Source organism: Pseudonocardia sp. KRD291, from assembly GCF_019263595.1.
Classification (GTDB): Bacteria; Actinomycetota; Actinomycetes; order Mycobacteriales; family Pseudonocardiaceae; genus Pseudonocardia.
The window spans coordinates 1-2,115 of record NZ_JADQDD010000490.1 but is presented as its reverse complement, the minus strand read 5'-3'; the positions used below and the strand labels follow the sequence as shown (position 1 = coordinate 2,115).

The window sequence follows — 2,115 nt, the reverse complement described above, 5'->3', positions numbered from 1 at the left end:
GAGCCGCCCGGCCCGTTGCGGGTGGTCGTGGTCGACGACCACGAGATGGTCATCGCCGGGCTCAAGGCGATGCTCGGACCGTTCACCGGGCGGGTCCGGGTGGTCGGGTCCGCGAACGGCGCCGGGGAGGCGATGGAGGTCGTGGTGTCGCTGCGACCGGACATCGTGCTCTGCGACGTGCGGATGGGCGGCGACAGCGGGCTCGACCTGTGCCGCAGGCTGCTCGACCGGGTGCCGGGCCAGAAGATCGTGCTGCTCAGCGTCTACGACGACGAGCAGTACCTGTTCCAGGCCCTGCGCGCGGGGGCGGCGGGCTACCTGCTCAAACGGATCGGCGGTGAGGAGCTCGTCCGCCAGCTCGAGCTGGCCGCCACCGGCACCACCGTCGTCGACGCGACGATGGCCGGGCGCGCCGCGGCCTCGGCCGCGCGCCTGGACCGCGACGAGTACTGGCCGGGCGTGCACCTGGGTCTGACCCACCGGGAGAGCGAGGTCCTCGCCCTGCTCGTCGGCGGCCGCACGAACCGGGCGATCGCGGCACAGCTGGTGATCGGCGACGAGACGGTGAAGAGTCACGTGCGCTCGCTGCTGCGCAAGCTCGGCGTCGCCGACCGCACCGCCGCCGTCGCCGCCGCCCTGCGCGAGGGCGTCTTCCAGTGAGGACGCTCCGGTGACCCGGCTCGACCGTGGGTGGGCCGTGACCGGTCCGCGCGGTCTCGGGCTGGCCGACCCGGAGCGGGAGAACGCGGTCCTGCTCGACATCATCGAGGCGACCGCCCGCGGGCCCGGCGTGGAACCGATGGCCGCCGCCGTCGCGCGGGTGATCACCGAGGCGACCGCCACCGACGTGTGCTTCGTGCACGTGCTCGACGACACCGACCGCTCGCTCACCCTGGTCGGCGCCACTCCCCCGTTCGACTCGCAGGTCGGGGTCGTGCGGCTGCCGCTCGGTCACGGCGTCACCGGCTGGGTGGCCGAGCACCGCGAGCCGGTGGTGATCGCGCAGGACAAGGAGTCCGACCCGCGCTACCTGCCGATCCCCGAGCTGCGCGGGGCCGACTACGTCTCGATGGTCTCGGTGCCGATGATCAGCGAGCCGTCCGGGCTGGCCGGGGTGCTCAACGTGCACACCGTGACCCGCCGCCCGTTCGACGACCGCGACGTGCGGCTGCTGCTCGCGATCGGGCGGCTGCTGGCCGGGGCCCTGCACCAGGCCCGGATGCACCGGCGGCTGGCCACCCGGACCCAGGCCCACGAACGCTTCGCCGAGCAAATGATCACCGCCCAGGAGGCCGAGCGCCGCCGGCTCGCCCGCGACATCCACGACGGGATCTCGCAGCGTCTGGTGACGCTGTCCTACCACCTCGACGCAGCGCTGACGTTCCTCGACCGCGGCGAGCCCGCGCAGGCCCGTCCCGGCCTGGAGTCCTCGTGCGAGCTGGTCGGGACCACCCTGGAGGAGGCACGGGCCGCGATCGGCGCGCTGCGGCCGCCGGTGCTCGACGACCTCGGGCTCAGCGGGGCGCTGGCGGCACTGGCCCGCGACCTGCCCGGGATCGACACGACGCTGGCACTGGACGAGCGCCGGGTCCCCGAACACGTCGAGGTCGCGCTCTACCGGATCGCGCAGGAGGCCCTGCAGAACGTGCTCAAGCACGCGCGGGCGCGGCGCGTCACGCTCGGCCTGGAGATCGGTGACGGCGACGTCCGGCTCGCGGTCTGCGACGACGGTGTCGGTTTCGACCAGGCGGACCCGCCGGAGTCGGGCGGGGGCGGGTACGGGCTGGCCTCGGTCCGCGAGCGCGCCGACCTGATCGGCGGCGCGGTGCGGCTGGTGTCGGGACGCGGGTCCGGCACGACCCTCACGGTCACCGCCCCGCTTCCCGAACAGTAAGTATTTCAGCGAAACCTTCAGTCGAAACACTCGATTGTTCTGCTGACTGTCGGCCCCCACCGTGAAGCCATGGCAGACAGATGGAGTGCGCCTGACCGGGGCCGGGCGCCGCTACGCCGGTTACGCCCGGCGGATCCTCGGCCTGCACGCCGAGGCCATGGTCGCGGCCCGCGGGAAAGCCGACCCGTCCGAACGACGCTGTCGGTCCTGCTCGACGACCT

2 protein-coding genes are annotated in these 2,115 nt (G+C 73.4%); both read left to right on the top strand.

Annotated elements, in window-relative coordinates:
- Positions 1–15 precede the first annotated feature (15 nt).
- A complete protein-coding gene (locus I4I78_RS32105) occupies positions 16–660 on the top strand; it encodes a response regulator transcription factor (RefSeq protein WP_218615265.1) in 645 nt (214 codons plus the stop codon).
- Between the two features lie 10 nt (positions 661–670).
- Positions 671–1,894: a GAF domain-containing sensor histidine kinase gene (locus I4I78_RS32100; RefSeq protein ID WP_308252479.1), complete on the top strand. Its 1,224-nt coding sequence runs from the start codon at positions 671–673 to the stop codon at positions 1,892–1,894.
- Positions 1,895–2,115 lie beyond the last annotated feature (221 nt).